At 72.0% G+C, this 14,662-nt stretch carries 12 protein-coding genes; 8 read left to right on the top strand and 4 right to left on the bottom strand.

What is annotated here, in order from left to right; genetic code table 11:
• Nucleotides 1–30 precede the first annotated feature (30 nt).
• Complete coding sequence (locus tag AC3EUV_RS27530; RefSeq protein ID WP_435604126.1) at nt 31–864, top strand: SOS response-associated peptidase; 834 nt, start codon at nt 31–33, stop codon at nt 862–864.
• Nucleotides 865–922: 58 nt separating this feature from the next.
• Nucleotides 923–1,570 carry an alpha/beta hydrolase family protein gene (locus AC3EUV_RS27535; protein WP_432144681.1) on the top strand — a complete coding sequence of 216 codons (648 nt, stop codon included), beginning with the start codon at nt 923–925 and terminating at the stop codon, nt 1,568–1,570.
• An 82-nt stretch (nt 1,571–1,652) separates the two neighbouring features.
• Here the strand turns inward: AC3EUV_RS27535 and AC3EUV_RS27540 are convergent, their stop codons facing one another.
• Nucleotides 1,653–2,240, bottom strand: coding sequence for a helix-turn-helix domain-containing protein (locus AC3EUV_RS27540; protein ID WP_432144680.1), 588 nt, complete (start codon nt 2,238–2,240; stop codon nt 1,653–1,655).
• Nucleotides 2,241–2,552: 312 nt separating this feature from the next.
• On the opposite strand from AC3EUV_RS27540, the gene AC3EUV_RS27545 reads away from it, so the two are divergent.
• The 6 genes from AC3EUV_RS27545 to def all read left to right on the top strand — a co-directional run bounded on the left by AC3EUV_RS27545 (nt 2,553) and on the right by def (nt 8,744).
• Complete coding sequence (locus tag AC3EUV_RS27545; RefSeq protein WP_218039327.1) at nt 2,553–3,248, top strand: sigma-70 family RNA polymerase sigma factor; 696 nt, start codon at nt 2,553–2,555, stop codon at nt 3,246–3,248.
• Nucleotides 3,245–3,658 (top strand): mycothiol system anti-sigma-R factor, encoded by a 414-nt coding sequence (gene rsrA, locus AC3EUV_RS27550; RefSeq protein ID WP_435604127.1) that lies wholly within the window; start codon nt 3,245–3,247, stop codon nt 3,656–3,658. The genes AC3EUV_RS27545 and rsrA overlap by 4 nt, the downstream gene beginning before the upstream one ends.
• A 180-nt stretch (nt 3,659–3,838) precedes the next feature.
• Nucleotides 3,839–5,272, top strand: a complete 1,434-nt coding sequence (locus AC3EUV_RS27555) for an HD-GYP domain-containing protein (RefSeq protein WP_435604128.1) — start codon at nt 3,839–3,841, stop codon at nt 5,270–5,272.
• Nucleotides 5,269–6,633 (top strand): HD-GYP domain-containing protein, encoded by a 1,365-nt coding sequence (locus AC3EUV_RS27560; protein ID WP_432144677.1) that lies wholly within the window; start codon nt 5,269–5,271, stop codon nt 6,631–6,633. Before AC3EUV_RS27555 ends, AC3EUV_RS27560 begins: the two co-directional genes overlap by 4 nt.
• Before the next feature lie 411 nt (nt 6,634–7,044).
• Entirely contained in the window at nt 7,045–8,031 is a 987-nt protein-coding gene (locus AC3EUV_RS27565) for a tetratricopeptide repeat protein (protein WP_435604129.1), read from the top strand.
• A gap of 68 nt (nt 8,032–8,099) precedes the next feature.
• A complete protein-coding gene (gene def, locus AC3EUV_RS27570) occupies nt 8,100–8,744 on the top strand; it encodes a peptide deformylase (protein WP_432144675.1) in 645 nt (214 codons plus the stop codon).
• Between the two features lie 41 nt (nt 8,745–8,785).
• On the opposite strand, the gene AC3EUV_RS27575 is transcribed toward def, so the two are convergent.
• From AC3EUV_RS27575 to AC3EUV_RS27585, 3 genes are all read right to left on the bottom strand, one after another.
• Nucleotides 8,786–10,741, bottom strand: a complete 1,956-nt coding sequence (locus tag AC3EUV_RS27575; RefSeq protein ID WP_435604130.1) for a transglycosylase domain-containing protein — start codon at nt 10,739–10,741, stop codon at nt 8,786–8,788.
• A 306-nt stretch (nt 10,742–11,047) separates the two neighbouring features.
• On the bottom strand, nt 11,048–12,100 hold the full coding sequence (locus tag AC3EUV_RS27580; protein WP_432144673.1) for a ribonucleotide-diphosphate reductase subunit beta: 1,053 nt from the start codon (nt 12,098–12,100) through the stop codon (nt 11,048–11,050).
• Nucleotides 12,100–14,535 carry a ribonucleoside-diphosphate reductase subunit alpha gene (locus tag AC3EUV_RS27585; protein ID WP_435604131.1) on the bottom strand — a complete coding sequence of 812 codons (2,436 nt, stop codon included), beginning with the start codon at nt 14,533–14,535 and terminating at the stop codon, nt 12,100–12,102. Before AC3EUV_RS27585 ends, AC3EUV_RS27580 begins: the two co-directional genes overlap by 1 nt.
• Between the last annotated feature and the right edge of the window lie 127 nt (nt 14,536–14,662).

Consider the following 14,662-nt stretch of genomic DNA (forward strand, 5'->3'; position numbering starts at 1 on the left):
CCCTTCGTGTGGCATGGCAGTGTGGCACGCATGTGCGGTAGGTATGCAGCGAGTCGTCGCCCCGAGGAGCTGGTGGGACTCTTCGGCGTTCAGCAGTGGGAGCCGACGGAGACCCTCGCGCCGAATTGGAACGTGGCCCCGACGGACCCGGTGCACGCGGTGCTCGAACGGCCTCTCAAGGGCGCGGCGGCCGAGGACGTCCCGCCGGGCGGCCCGGCGCGCCAGCTGCGGGCGCTGAAGTGGGGCCTGGTCCCGTCGTGGTCGAAATCACCCGAGGCCGCCGCGAAGATGATCAATGCCCGGGCCGAGACGGTGCACGAGAAGCCGTCCTTCCGGCAGGCCTTCGCGACCCGTCGGTGCCTGCTGCCCGGAGACGGGTATTTCGAGTGGGTCACCGACGCCGCGGAACGGCAGCTGGAGGAGCAGGGCAGGAAGAAGCGGCCCCGTAAGCAGCCGTATTTCGTGACGCCCGCGGACGGCTCCGTGATGGCGATGGCCGGGCTGTACGAGTTCTGGCGGGACCGGACGCTGCCCGGCGACCACCCGCTGGCCTGGTGGGTGACCTGCACCGTGGTCACCACCGAGGCCGAGACCACCCCGCTGGCCGGGGCGGACGGCGGCAGCGGGCCGCAGTCGCTGGCCGAGATCCACCCCCGGATGCCGCTGGTGCTGACCCCGGACCGCTGGGACGCCTGGCTCGACCCGGCCCGTACCGACCCGGACGAGGTGCGCGCGCTGCTGACGCCGCCGCCGGCCGGGCTGATGCGCGCCTACCCCGTGCCGACCGAGGTCAGCAACGTCCGCAAGAACGGGCCCGAGCTGGTCACCGAGCTCGACGGACCCGAGGTCGGCACGCTGTTCTGAGCCGCCGCACCGGCCCGCCGCGCTGCCCTTCCCGCCGCGGCGCGGGCAGGATGGGCGTATGAGCACTGGGGCGAGCGAGACCGAGACGGTCGCGACACCGGCGGGCGAGGCCCGGATCACCTGGTACCGCGCGGCGGAGCCGGCGCGGGCCGTGGTGGCGCTGAGTCATGGCGCCGGCGGCGGTATCGAGGCGCGTGACCTGCGGGCGCTGGCGGCCGCGCTGCCGGCCCGTGGCTACTCCGTGGCGCTGGTCGAGCAGCCGTGGCGGGTGGCGGGCAAGAAGGTGGCGCCCGCGCCGAAGACCCTGGACACCGGCTGGACCGCGCTGTGGCCGGCGCTGGCGAAACCGGGGCTGCCGGTGGTCGCCGGCGGCCGGAGCGCCGGGGCCCGGGTGGCCTGCCGTACGGCGCGTGAGCTGGGGGCGCGGGCCGTAGTGGCGCTGAGCTTCCCGCTGCATCCGCCGGGGCGGCCGGAGAAGTCCCGGGCGGACGAGCTGACCGGCGCCGGGGTGCCGACGCTGGTCATCCAGGGCGGCCGGGATCCGTTCGGCCGCCCGGAGGAGTTCCCGTCGGGCACGGAGCTCACCGAGGTGGCATACGGGGACCACGGCTTCGCGGTACCGAAGAAGGCGGGCGTCGGGGAGGCGGAGTCGATGGCCGTGATCACGGACGCGGTGGCGGGCTGGCTGGACGGGTTGTTGGGCTGACGGGGCGGCTGACGGTTCGGCCGGCGGGGCGGCGCGGGCGGCTGACGGGCCGGTGGCGGCCCCCCGGCGAGCCCCGGCCCCGTCACCCCTCCTGGCCACGCGGACGGGCCCGGACATGCATCCGCTCGCCCTGTCTGCCGAAGAGGCTCAGCAGCTCCACCGGCTCGTCGCCCGCCGGGCCGAACCAGTGCGGCAGCCGGGTGTCGAACTCCGCCGCCTCCCCGGCCCGCAGCTCCACATCGCGGTCGGCCAGCAGCAGCCGCAGCCGCCCGGAGAGCACGTAGAACCACTCGTAGCCCTCGTGGGTGCGCTGCTCGCGCGGGCCGCCGACCGGGTCCAGGATCAGCTTGAACGCCTGAAGCGCGCCCGGCTGCCGGGTCAGCGGGATCGCGGTTTTGTCCCCCAGCCGCATCGGGGCCGCCCGCACCCGGGGATCGCCGACCTCCGGCGCCCCCACCAGCTCGTCCAGCGGCACCTGATGGGCCTGCGCCAGCGGCAGCAGCAGTTCGAGGGTGGCCTTGCGGCCGCCGGATTCCAGGCGCGACAGGGTGCTCACCGAGATGCCGGTCGCCTCCGAGAGCGCGGTCAGGGTCACCCCGCGCTCCTGGCGCATCCGCCGCAGCCGCGGGCCCACCTCGGCGAGTACCCGCTCGTATGCCTGATCGTTCACCCTTCTATTGCCGAAGCAGCAAGCGGATTTGTCAACCCTTCGTTCGTCCGAAGTCTTGACAGCGGACCGGGAATGCCGCGGCGAACGCGGCTGTTGTGCCAGGCGTAGTGCTCGAGTACGTCCGGTGAACGACGAGGAATGGGAGTCCGCCGCATGGGAATCGCTTGCCCGGCCCGCCCGGCCGCCGATCTGCCGTGGTCGCAGATGCAGGTCACGCAGCCCGCCCTGGCTGGAGCGGCGGCAGCACCGGATCGTCGTCTATTCTCCGAATCGGGTGGGTCCGCATCCGGATCCAGGACGGTGTTGGAGGAGGTGGGTCCGGTCACCGGTACCGACGCAGGGACCGACGGCACGGCGCAGGAGCAGGCCCAGGAGAGCGCCGCCGAGCGCAATGCGCGCTTCGAGCGGGACGCGCTCACCTTCCTGGACCAGATGTACTCCGCCGCGCTGCGCATGACGCGCAATCCGGCCGACGCGGAGGACCTGGTGCAGGAGATGTACGCAAAGGCGTATGCGTCCTTCCACCAGTTCCGGGAGGGCACCAACCTCAAGGCGTGGCTCTACCGCATTCTCACCAACACCTTCATCAACTCCTACCGCAAGAAGCAGCGTGAGCCGCAGCGCAGTGCCGCCGAGGAGATCGAGGACTGGCAACTGGCGCGCGCCGAGTCGCATATGTCGACCGGGCTGCGTTCCGCCGAGTCGCAGGCGCTCGACCACCTCCCCGACTCGGACGTGAAGGCCGCACTCCAGGCGATCCCCGAGGAATTCCGTATCGCGGTCTACCTGGCGGACGTGGAGGGCTTTGCGTACAAGGAGATCGCGGACATCATGGGGACACCCATCGGCACGGTGATGTCCCGTCTGCACCGCGGCCGGCGCCAACTGCGCGGCATGTTGGAGGATTACGCCCGTGAGCGCGGGCTGGTCCCGGCGGGGGCGGCGGCCGGTGACCCGCAGGCCGCGCAGACGTCGGACGCGCACGACCGGAAAGGCTCGGGATCATGAGCTGCGGAGAGCCGCACGAGAAGGACTGCTCAGAGGTCCTTGACCACCTCTACGAGTATCTCGACCGGGAGATGCCCGCCGGGGAGTGCGCAGATTTCCAGGTGCATCTCGACGAGTGCTCGCCGTGCCTGGAGAAGTACGGCCTGGAGCAGGCCGTGAAGAAGCTCGTCAAGCGCTGCTGCGGCCATGACGACGTCCCCAGCGATCTGCGCTCCAAGGTCATGGGGCGGATCGAGCTCATCCGGGCCGGGGAGACCGTGCCCGAGGTGAGCGTGTTCGAACAGGCCAAGAAGGAACAGGCGCAGCGCGCGCAGGAGGACGCCGCGGCGTCCGCGGCGGAGGAGGGGACCGGTCCGGCCGACGCGACCGGCTCCACCGATGCACGTACCGGGGCCGCACGGGCCGAATAACGCGGCACATCACCCCAAGGGGTGAGGGGCGGGGCCATCGTCCCGCCCGATCCGCTGAACCGCCTTCCCCGGCGCCTTTGCCCCTCTATTCTCACCGACCCGAGCGCACTGCGGATGCGGCGTGCCGGGCCCCGGCTCCGTACGAGTCCGGGGGAGCGGTGGGCAGGGCGAGGAGGCGCGATGCGAGGACTTCCGGCGGCCGCACGAGGGTATATCGGCTGCGCCGCGCCGGCCGCGGCGCTGTGTGCCGCTCCCGCCGCGGGTCTTGGCCCGCACGCTCCCTGGAGCAGTGCCGTCGCCCTGGCCACCCTGTATGCGGTGTGTGAACAGCTGCGCCGCTGCCGGCCACCGGTCGGCCGGGCCCCGTACGCCCCCGACTCCGGGGCCCCGGGCGGCTTTCCCACCGGATGGGCCGGACCCGTACTGCTCGCCGGGGTCTTTCTGCTGCCGCCGTCGCTGGCCGCGCTGGCCGCCGTCCCCGGCGCGGTGCTCGCACCGGCCGAGCCGCGCTTCGCCGCCGCCCGCCGGCTCTGGCACGCCGCCGAGCTGGCGCTGGCCTGCTGCGCGGCCGCCCAGGTGTTCCGGGTCCTCGGCCACCAGCCGCTGTCCGCACCGCAGTTCCCCGTGGTGCTGCTGCCGGCCGTGGCGGCCGCGGCCACCTTCTGCGGGGTGCTCGCCGCGCTCGACGGCGGGGTGCTGGCCGCCGCCGAGCGGCACCCCGTCCGCACCGCCTGGCGCGGGCTGCTGACCCGCTCCCTGGGGCCGCATCTGGTGCACGGTCTGGCCGGGCTGATGATGGCGGTCCTGTGGTGCAGCTCGTACGGGCCGCCGGCGGCACTGCTGGTGCTGCTGCCGATGTACCTGTCCTGCTGGGCCTTCGACCGGTACCACCGGGAACGCGCCGCCCACCAGGCCACCATCCGCGCCCTCGTCCAGGCCGTGGACATCAAGGACCGCTACACCCGCGGGCACAGCGAACGGGTCGGCCGCGCCTCGGTGATGATCGCCCGGGAGCTGGGTCTGGCGGAGGACCGTATGGAGGCGCTGCGGTTCGCCGGCATCCTGCACGACGTCGGCAAACTCGGCGTCCCCACCCGGCTGTTGCGCAAGGACGGGCCGCTGACGCCCCAGGAGCGCCGGGTCATCGAGCTGCACCCCGAGTACGGGCACGAGATCGTGCGCGGCATCGGCTTCCTGGAGGAGGCGCGGGCGGCGATCCTGCACCACCACGAGCGGCTGGACGGCACCGGCTACCCCTACGGCCTGAGGGGGCATCAGATCCCGGAGGTGGCACGGGTGGTGGCGGTCGCCGACGCCTTCGACGCGATGACCTCGACCCGTTCCTACCGCCGGGCCCGGCCGGTGCCGGTGGCCGTCGCGGAGCTGCGCAAGTGCTCCGGTGCGCAGTTCGATCCGCGGATGGTCCGCGCGCTGGTGGCCTCGCTCGACCGTCACGGCTGGCATCCGGACCTGGTGACGGCGGCGGACCCGGAGCCCGGCGCGGGGCGGTCCGGGCGGGACGACGTCCTACCGAGCGACGCCGGGGACGGGGCGCCCGTACCGGTGCCGCCCGTGCCGCTGCCCGAACGGGCCGGACGGGACGGTGGGCGATGAGCGGCCTCGCGGAGCAGCCCCGGCGTGACCGGGCGGCCGGGCACCGGGCGGCACCGGCCCCCGCGCCCGGCGTCCCGCGCGCCGCGGTGCCGGGCACCTGCGGCGGCGGCCCCGTGATCGCCGCGGTCTACGTCCCGGCCGCCGCCCTGGCCTGCTGGTCGCTGGGCCGGACGCTGTGGGACGGCCTGGCCGAGCCGCGGATCGCGCTGGCCTTCGGGGTGCTGATCACGGTGGGTGAGCTGGTGGGGCAGGGGCCCGCCCCGGCGGCCGGGGGCGCACGGGTGCCGGGGGTGCGGGAGGGCGCACCCCTCGGCGCGGCCGGCGCCCTCGCCTACGCCCTGCTCGGTGAGGCCGGCGGACGGCCGACGACCCATGGCGTCCACCAGATCGTGGCCGTGGTCCTGGCGGCCGGTCTGGTCGGCCTGGTCCCGCGGCTCGCGCGCGGCGAGGGCCCGGCGCTCGACCCGCTGGCGCGCCGGGTGCTGACCACCGGCTTCGCCGCCACCTGCTTCCAGCCCCTCTACAACACCGGGACGCTGGGCTCCTGGGTGGCCTCCGGACCGGTCTACCCGGTCTTCCTGATCGCGCTGCTGGCGCTGACCGCGCTGTGCGACGCGGTCCTGGTGGCCGCGCTCGCCCGGGCCCGCACCGGCTGGCCGTACGGGCCGCTGCTGCGCGACGAGTTGCGGGCGCTGCTCGGCATCGGCTCGGCGGTCTGCGCCACGGGGGTGGTGATCTCGCTGGCCACCGCGGTCGCCGGGCTGTGGGCGCTGCCGGTGTTCTGTCTGCCGCTGCTGCTGACCCAGTTCGCCTTCCGCCGGTTCGCGACCGTCCGCGCCACCTACCGCCAGACCATCGCCTCGCTGGCCCGCTCCACCGAGATCGCCGGCTACACCCCGCACGGCCATGCCCGCCGGGTGGCCGCGCTCAGCCGCGCCGTGGGCCGTGAACTCGGCCTGAACGAACCGGATCTGGATGTGCTCGAACATGCCGCGCTGATGCATGACATCGGCCAGCTCTCGCTGCTGGACCCGGTGCCGGACGGGGCGACCGCGCCGCTGCCGCCCGCCGAACAGCGCCGGATCGCGCTGCTGGGCGGCGCCGTGGTCCGGCAGACCGGTGTCCCCGCCGAGGTCGCGGTGATCGTCGAGCGGCAGGCCGATCCGTACCGCGAGCAGCCGGTCACGGCACGCATCGTCCGCACCGTCAACGCCTACGACGATCTGTCGGGGGAGTCCGCGGGACCTGGCGGCCCGCTGCGCGCCCTGGAGCGGCTGCGGCTGTCCACCGCGCGCGACCACGAGCCCCGGGTCGTCGAGGCGCTGGCCAGGGTCCTGGCGTGCGACGGCCGGGCCGGGTGAGACGACGGAGAGGTGTCCGGCGCGAGATCGTCCCCTTAGGGAAGATTCTCCCGGCCGCCTATGTGCCGACAACGGCGGAAATGCCCCCTTGATCGGCGCTCGGCGACCCCCTGAAGACACCCCATCCGCCCCAGCCGCCACACCCCGCCGCTGCGCCCTCGCCGGGCCCCGCAGGTCGTGGAACCCATGGGTAATGAGCGCCCTCCGAGATGGGCATGGTTGGATGCGAAGGGAGCCCCTCTCAGGGGGTTCAGGGGGTCGGCGAAGGGCAAGGAGCCGCAGGGGGACCGGCAAACCGGGCTGAGCCCGGCGGCAATCTGTGGCAGGTTGTCGAGTGGGCCCCCAGAAGGCCCCGGACGCCGCTCGGGACCCCACCTCAGCGGCATCAAGAGCAACCAGCAGGCGGGAATCGTGAAGATCTTCGGCAAGGTACGGCACCGGCCCTCCGCCTCGTGGCGGCAGGCGACCGACCGCGCTTTCACGCTGATCGGCGACGGCCGTTACGAGGACGCGGGAGCGCTGCTCACCCGCGCCGCGGACATGGAGCCGTGGCTCTCCGAGTCCTGGTTCAACCTCGCCCTGCTGCACAAGTTCCGGCACGACTGGGAACAGGCCCGGGCCGCCGGGCTGCGCGCCGTCGCGCTGCTGGACCGCGAGACCGGGGCGCCCGACTGGTGGAACGTCGGCATCGCCGCCACCGCCCTCCAGGACTGGCCGCTGGCCCGCCGCGCCTGGCAGGCGTACGGCCTCAAGGTCCCCGGCGGGGGCTCCCCGTCCGGCGAACCGCTGGGTATGGCCCTGGGCAGCGCCGCGGTCCGGCTCTCCCCGGAGGGCGAGGCCGAGGTCGTCTGGGGCCGCCGGCTGGACCCGGCCCGTATCGAGGTGCTGTCCATCCCGCTGCCGTCCTCCGGGCGGCGCTGGGGCGAGGTGGTGCTGCACGACGGCGTCCCGCACGGCGAGCGGACCACCGCCGCGGGCCCCGCGTACCCGGTCTTCGACGAGATCGAGCTGTGGGCGCCCTCCCCGGTCCCCACCTGGGTGGTTCTCCTGGAGGCCGCCACGGAGGCCGACCGGGACGCCCTGGAGCGGCTGGCGGCCGATGCGGGCTTCGCGGCCGAGGACTGGTCGTCGTCGGTGCGGCTGCTCTGCCGTACATGCTCGGAGAGCCGGATGCCCAGCGACGAGGGCGAGGGCGAGCATCTCGACCCGCACGATCACAGTGAGCCCGGCCACCCCGGCCCGCTCGGCCACCGCACCGCGGGCTCCGGCTCGCTGTGGGTGCCGGAGCGCGAATGCGGTATCGCGGCGCCGTCCGCCCTGGTCCGCGGCCTGCTGGACGGCTGGGTCGCGGACAGCCCGGACACCCGGGAGTGGCGCGATCTTGAAGAGGTCTGCTGAGGGCCCGTTCGCGCCCCCGTAGGCTGTGGGGCGACTATTCAGGGTTTTCAGGAAGGCGTACGGCGGAGATGGCCCAGCAGCCTGTGTTTGATCAAGACGGTGACCAGCGGGTGGACGACGAGTTCCTCGACGACGTCACGGACGCCGGGGAGCGGGAGGCCGCCCACCGTGAGCGCGGCACCTCGCGACCGATCACGGTCGTCGGCAATCCGGTGCTCCACAAGGAGTGCAAGGACGTCACGGCGTTCGACGACGAGCTGGCCCAGCTCATCGACGACATGTTCGCCAGCCAGCGCACCGCCGAGGGCGTGGGCCTGGCCGCCAACCAGATCGGTGTGGACCGGAAGGTCTTCGTCTACGACTGCCTGGACGACGAGGGCGTCCGGCACGTCGGTGCGGTCTGCAACCCGGTCCTGGACGAGCTGCCCGCCGAGCGCCGGATCCTGGACGACTCCAACGAGGGCTGCCTGTCCGTGCCCGGCGCCTACGCCGAGCTGCCCCGCCCCGACTACGCCGTGGTCCGCGGCCAGAACGCCAAGGGCGAGCCGGTCGCGATCCGCGGCACCGGCTACTTCGCGCGCTGCCTCCAGCACGAGACCGATCACCTTTACGGCTACCTCTACATCGACCGGCTCAGCAAGCGGGACCGCAAGGACGCGCTGAAGCAGATGTCCGAGCGGGAGCCCCGCTACCCCGTCGTCGCCAACGACTGAGACGAGCGGGCGCCCGGCTGCCGGCCGGGCGCCCGTCCGCGTCACGACCCCTGCTGATAGGCCTGCCAGACCTTCGGCGGGAGGGCCGTCCCCAGCTTGCTCTGCTCGCCGCCGACGCCCTGCATCGGCAGCAGGGCGGGGGTGCCCGCCTTGTTGCGGAACACGGTGACGGCGGTGGTCGGCTCGTTGCTGTCCCCGGCGTCGGGCGCGTGGCCGGGGCGGACGCCCTTTCCGTCCTCCGCGCCGGTGCCGGGACCGAAGTCCGGCTTCTCGGCGGACGGACTGCCGATGAACCACGCCGACTTCATCCGGTCGCCCGGCTCTGTGCGGCCGGCCGCCACCGGCTGCTGGGCGGTCGGCCTGCCGTCCCGGTTCAGGCTGAGGAAGCCCACGATCCGCAGGGCGCTCGACACGTCCTCGGCGACCCCGGCCTCAAGCACCTGCTCGGCCTCGGGACGGTCCAGCCCCGGCACCTTCTTTCCGTCGTAGGTCATGCTGGACACCGCGTACGGCTCCTGGTGCAGCCCGCCGTTGGCGAAGGTCGTATAGGCGCTCGCCATCCGGATCGCGCTGGGCGCGGAGGTGCCCAGCGGGAAGGTCTGTTCCAGCTGCGCCATGCTCTCCTTGCGCAGCCCCGCGTCCACCGCGAGATCCCGGATCCGCTCCAGCCCGATCTGCTTCCCGGCCTGGACGAAGGGCGGGCTCTGGCCCGTCATCAGGGCCCCGCCCAGCCCCTGGGCCATGGTCTTTTCGCCGTCCTCCGGCGCGGTCGTGCGGTCCTTGGTGCTGTCGGCCTCTTCCTGGAGCGCGGCCGCCAGCACGAACGGCTTGAAGGCGGACCCGGCCGGGACCGCCGTGGTGTCCGCGTTGTTGCTGAAGTGCTTGGTGGCGTCCGGACCGCCGTACAGTGCGACGATCGCCCCGTCATCGGGGCGTACGGAGGCCGCGCCGAATTGCACAAAGGTATCGGCCTTGCGGTGCTTCGGGTCGATCTCCTGCCGGCGGACCTCGTTCACGGCCTTTTCCAGGCGGTGGGTGCGCTCTTTGTCGAAGGTGGTGTAAACGTGATAGCCGCCGCGCGCCAGATCCTTGTTGGTCAGCCCGGTACGGGCCTTGATGAACTTATTGGCGACATCGAGGAGATAGCCGGTCTGGCCCGCCTGGCTGGTGGGTTTCGACAGCTTCCGGGGCTCCGGGAAGGTGCGATGCTTCGCCCGCTCTTCCTTGCTCATCTTCCCGGTGGCGACCTGCCGGTCCAGTATCCACTCCCAACGTGCCACCGCCCGCGCGTGATTGGCCTTGCTCAGCCCCGGGTCGTACTGCTCCGAACCCTTCAGCACGGCGGCCAGCACGGCGCCCTGGCTGGGATTGAGATCCTTGGCGCCAATGCCGTAATACGCGTGTGCGGCGGCCTCGATCCCATAGGAATCCCGGCCGAACCAGCTGGTGTTGAGATACCCGCGCAGAATGTCGTGCTTGGACTTCTGGTTGCTCAGCTTCAGCGCGATGATGAATTCCCGCACCTTGCGGGTGGCCGTCTGGTCCTGTGAGAGATAGGTGTTCTTCACATACTGCTGGGTGATGGTGGAGCCGCCCTGGGTCTCGCCGCCCAGGACCATGTTCTTCACGGCGCGGCCGATGCCCATGAGGGAGACCCCGGCATCGCTGTAGAACGTGGCGTTCTCCGCCGCGATCACGGAGTTCTCCACCGAGTCCGGCACCTTGTCCAGCGTGATGTTCTGCCGGTTGACCGCACCCACGCTCACCATTTCGCTGCCGTCGGACCAGTGATAGACGGTGGCTTGCTTGCCCGCCAGTTCATTCTCGTCAGGCACGTCGATCTTCGCGTAGACCACAGCTAACAGCCCGGCCAGGCCGAGCAGGCCGAGCGAGAGCGCACCGAGCCACTGACGCCATGACGGCAGCCAGCGGCGCGGGCCCTCCCGCCCCTGCCGCGGATAGTCGAGGAACCGGCGACGCCCCTTCGTTCCCTTCATGCCCGGATAGACATGGTGATCCCGGCTCTTGGTTTACCAGGTAACAGAACGCTCACAAACGGCGTGTCACCAGGGAGAACGGGCGTCGGCATGCTGCCCGGAAGATCCTGATGTGGAGCGTGATCGGCATGCTTGGGTGGCTTGTCGGTGACGGTCGGCCGGTCCGGGACCGGGCCTGGCAGCGGCGTCGCCGGTGGGACCGGACGGGCCGGAGGGCAACGAACTGAGGCAGACGAAGGGGCCCGCCACGGCATCGCGCCGCGGCGGGCCCCTTCGCCCGTACGAGAAGTCGTCCTGGAAGCCGGCCTAGAAGTCGTCGTCGAAGGAGACCGAACCCTCGACGGCGACCTGGTAGGCGGAGGCCCGGCGCTCGAAGAAGTTGGTCAGCTCCTGGACGTTCTGGAGCTCCATGAAGGAGAACGGGTTCTCCGAGCCGTAGACGGGCGCGAAGCCGAGCCGCTGGAGCCGCTGGTCCGCGACGCACTGGAGGTACTCGCGCATCGACGCGGTGTTCATGCCCGGCAGGCCCTCACCGCACAGATCCCGGCCGAACTGGAGCTCCGCCTCGACGGCCTCCTTGAGCATCTCGGTGACCTGCTGCTCCAGCTTGTCGTCGAAGAGGTCGGGCTCCTCCTGGCGGACGGTGTCCACCACCGAGAACGCGAACTCCATGTGCATGGACTCGTCGCGGAAGACCCAGTTGGTGCCGGTGGCCAGCCCGTGCAGCAGCCCGCGGGAGCGGAACCAGTAGACGTACGCGAAGGCGCCGTAGAAGAACAGCCCCTCGATGCAGGCCGCGAAGCAGATGAGGTTGAGCAGGAACCGGCGCCGGTCGGCCCGGGACTCCAGCCGGTCGATGCTCTCGACCGAGTCCATCCACTTGAAGCAGAACTCCGCCTTCTCGCGGATGGAGGGGATGTTCTCCACCGCCGCGAAGGCCGCGGCGCGGTCGTCCGGGTCGGGGAGGTAGGTGTCCAGCAGCGTCAGATAGAACTGGACGTGCACGGCCTCCTCGAAGAGCTGACGGCTCAGGTACAGCCGCGCCTCGGGGGAGTTGATGTGCTTGTACAGCGTCAGCACGAGGTTGTTGGCGACGATCGAGTCGCCGGTCGCGAAGAACGCCACCAGCCGGCCGATCATGTGCTGCTCACCCGGCGAGAGCTTGGCGAGGTCGGCGACGTCCGAGTGGAGGTCGACCTCCTCCACGGTCCAGGTGTTCTTGATGGCGTCCCGGTAGCGGTCGTAGAACTCCGGGTACCGCATCGGACGCAGGGTCAGCTCGAAGCCCGGGTCCAGGAGGTTCTTTGTGCCGGTGGTGGCGGTGTGCGCGGCGGAGGCGTTGGGGGTCTCGGTAGTCATTACTGGCAGGCCTCGCAGGACTCGGGGTTTTCCAGGGAGCAGGCGACCGCCTCGGGGTCGGTGGCCTGCTGCGGTACGGGGGCGGGAGCGGCGGCCGCGGCGCCGCGCGCCGACTGGGCGATCCGGGTCGCCGGCCGCGAACGCAGGTAGTACGTCGTCTTGATGCCGCGCTTCCAGGCGTAGGCGTACATCGAGCTGAGCTTGCCGATGGTCGGCGACGCCATGAAGAGGTTCAGCGACTGGCTCTGGTCGAGGTAGGGCGTACGCGCCGCGGCCATGTCGATCAGCGCGCGCTGCGGGATCTCCCACGCCGTGCGGTACAGCGCCCGGACCTCCTCCGGGATCCACTCGACGTCCTGCACCGAGCCGTTGGCCTCGCGCAGCGCGTCCCGGGTCCGCGCGTCCCACAGCCCCAGCGCCTTGAGCTCCTCGATCAGATACGCGTTGACCTGGAGGAACTCACCGGACAGCGTCTCGCGCTTGAAGAGGTTCGAGACCTGCGGCTCGATGCACTCGTACACGCCCGCGATGGAGGCGATGGTCGCGGTCGGCGCGATCGCCAGCAGCAGGGAGTTGCGCATGCCGGTCAGGGCGATACGGCTGCGCAGCGCCGCCCAGCGGTCGGCCCAGCGCGGCTCGGCGTTCGGGTAGTGGTCCGGGTGCAGCACGCCGCGGGCGGTGCGGGTCGCGGACCAGGCCGGGTGCGGGCCGTGCCGCTCGGCGAGGTCGGCGGACGCCTCGTAGGCGGCGAGCATGATCCGCTCGGAGATACGGGTCGACAGCTCCTGCGCCTCGGGCGAGTCGAAGGGCAGCCGCAGCCGGAAGAAGACGTCCTGGAGGCCCATCAGGCCCAGACCGACCGGGCGCCAGCGGGAGTTGGACGTCCCGGCCTGCTCGGTCGGGTAGAAGTTGATGTCCACCACACGGTCGAGGAAGGTGACGGCCGTGCGGACGGTCGCGTCCAGCCGCTCCCAGTCCATGTCGCCGTGCTCGCCCAGGTGCGCCGCGAGGTTGACCGACCCCAGGTTGCAGACCGCGGTCTCCCCGTCGTTGGTCACCTCCAGGATCTCCGTGCACAGGTTGGACGAGTGCACGACCTGGCCGGTCTCGGCGGTCTGGTTGGCGGTGCGGTTGGCGGCGTCCTTGAACGTCATCCAGCCGTTGCCGGTCTGCGCCAGGGTACGCATCATCCGGGAGTACAGCACCCGGGCCGGGATCTGCTTGAGCGCCCGGCCCTCGGCCTCCAGCTTCCGGTAGGCGGCGTCGAACGCGTCGCCCCACAGGTCCACCAGCTCCGGGGCGTCCGAGGGCGAGAACAGCGACCAGTCGGCGTCCGCCTCCACCCGGCGCATGAACTCGTCCGGGATCCAGTGCGCGATGTTCAGGTTGTGCGTACGGCGCGCCTCCTCACCGGTGTTGTCGCGCAGCTCCAGGAACTCCTCGATGTCCGCGTGCCAGGTCTCCAGGTAGACGCAGGCGGCGCCCTTGCGCCGGCCGCCCTGGTTCACGGCCGCGACCGAGGCGTCCAGGGTGCGCAGGAACGGCACGATGCCGTTGGAGTGCCCGTTGGTGCCGCGGATCAGCGAACCGCGGGCGCGGATGCGGGAGTACGAGAGGCCGATGCCGCCGGCGTGCTTGGAGAGCCGGGCGACCTGGTGGTAGCGGTCGTAGATCGAGTCCAGCTCGTCCAGCGGCGAGTCCAGCAGATAGCAGGACGACATCTGCGGGTGGCGGGTGCCGGAGTTGAAGAGGGTGGGGGAGGAGGGGAGGTAGGACAGCGAGCTGGTGAGCCGGTAGAGCTCGGCGACGTCGTCCAGAGCGCGGTCGCTATGGTCCTCGGCGAGACCGCAGGCCACCCGCAGCAGGAAGTGCTGCGGGGTCTCGATGACCTGACGGGTGGTGGGGTGCCGCAGCAGGTAGCGCGAGTGCAGGGTGCGCAGCCCGAAGTACCCGAACCGGTCATCGGCACCGTCGACCAGCGCCCGCTCGACCAGCGCGTCCAGCCGGGCGGCATGGGCCCGTACGAACTCCGCGGTCTCGTCGGCGATCAGCCCCTCGCGGTGGCCGACCTCGACGGAGGCGGAGAAGGCGACCGCCCCCTGTCCGGCCGCCTCCTCCGAGATGGCGAGGGTGAGCAGCCGCGCCGCGAGCTTGGAGTACTGCGGCTCGTCGCCGATCAGACCGGCCGCGGCATCGGTGGCCAGCGACCGCAGTTCGGCCTCGTCGGAGCCGGCGTGCCGGCCGCGCAGCGCGGCGGCGGCCACCTTGCCGGGGTCGGTCGCGGTCAGGTCCTCGGTCAGCTGGGTCAGGGTGCGCAGCAGGGCGACACCCGGCCCGTCCTCGCCCGTGCCGCTGTTGGCGGCACCGGGAGGCGTGGCCACCACGGGCGGCACGGCCTCGGCGTCTGACGCGGGCTCCGTTGGCGCGATGGTCACGCGATGCTCTCCCTCACTCGGCGGGGCCGGGAGGGAGGGACGCGACGGGCGCACGCGGGCATGCGGCACCCCGTGACGGCAGGGGTGCGCGGGCACACCGCGCGGCGTCCACCGGCCCAACCCTCGG

This window comes from Streptomyces sp. bgisy130 (assembly GCF_057708345.1).

Excerpts from the sequence above, each read along its gene's own strand:
- AC3EUV_RS27530 (WP_435604126.1), top strand. The coding sequence starts at position 31 with ATGTGCGGTAGGTATGCAGCGAGTCGTCGCCCCGAGGAGCTGGTGGGA.
- AC3EUV_RS27535 (WP_432144681.1), top strand. The coding sequence starts at position 923 with ATGAGCACTGGGGCGAGCGAGACCGAGACGGTCGCGACACCGGCGGGC.
- rsrA (WP_435604127.1), top strand. The coding sequence starts at position 3,245 with ATGAGCTGCGGAGAGCCGCACGAGAAGGACTGCTCAGAGGTCCTTGAC.
- AC3EUV_RS27555 (WP_435604128.1), top strand. The coding sequence starts at position 3,839 with ATGCGAGGACTTCCGGCGGCCGCACGAGGGTATATCGGCTGCGCCGCG.
- AC3EUV_RS27560 (WP_432144677.1), top strand. The coding sequence starts at position 5,269 with ATGAGCGGCCTCGCGGAGCAGCCCCGGCGTGACCGGGCGGCCGGGCAC.
- def (WP_432144675.1), top strand. The coding sequence starts at position 8,100 with ATGGCCCAGCAGCCTGTGTTTGATCAAGACGGTGACCAGCGGGTGGAC.
- AC3EUV_RS27575 (WP_435604130.1), bottom strand. The coding sequence starts at position 10,741 with ATGAAGGGAACGAAGGGGCGTCGCCGGTTCCTCGACTATCCGCGGCAG.
- AC3EUV_RS27580 (WP_432144673.1), bottom strand. The coding sequence starts at position 12,100 with ATGACTACCGAGACCCCCAACGCCTCCGCCGCGCACACCGCCACCACC.